This window comes from Microbacterium sp. A20, from assembly GCF_004794515.1.
Lineage (GTDB): Bacteria > Actinomycetota > Actinomycetes > Actinomycetales > Microbacteriaceae > Microbacterium.
The window spans coordinates 1-581 of sequence record NZ_SSDF01000059.1 but is presented as its reverse complement, the minus strand read 5'-3'; the positions used below and the strand labels follow the sequence as shown (position 1 = coordinate 581).

The window sequence follows — 581 nt, the reverse complement described above, 5'->3', positions numbered from 1 at the left end:
GTGACGCCGGGTGAGCCGGCCTTCGGCCCGACGCCGAAGCCGACCACGACGCCGTAGCGTCTGTGCGCGGGCCTCTTCGGAGTTCCGTGACGTCGCCTACATCGTAGGCAACGGCTAGTCGTGGGATTGAATGTGGCGAGCGCCGCAGGCAAGGGGATGCGGATGGCGAGGCGCTGGCAGACGCTTGCGGCGACGGCGGTGTTGGCGCTCGCCCTCACCGGATGCACGGATGGCGACGGACGGGCGACTCCCACAGGCGATGACCTGGTGGCTCAGGCGAAGCAGCACTACCTCGACTATCGCGAAGTCACGAACGGCGCCCAGGCGCTGATCTTCGACGGCCCGTGGGAGGCTCCGGGCGGCTCGTTCGGCATGGAGCCCTCGGGGGCGGGGTGCCCGGACGGTTCTTACAAGTTCTCTCTTGCCAGATCGACGGAAGTGGACCCGGAGCAGCACGCCGAGCGAAGCGCCGCTGTGCAGAAGTACCTCATGGATGCGGGTTATGAGCTCGACGGCATGGAACTCGGATCGGGCGAGTCGAAGTCGACCGACTTGATCGTGCGCAAGCAGGGTGACTTCTC

Annotated in this window: 1 protein-coding gene; it reads left to right on the top strand. The window is 66.8% G+C overall.

What is annotated here, in order from left to right:
- Positions 1–132 precede the first annotated feature (132 nt).
- Positions 133–581: hypothetical protein (locus DW298_RS04680; RefSeq protein ID WP_136041314.1), on the top strand; the 449-nt coding region annotated here is incomplete at its 3' end.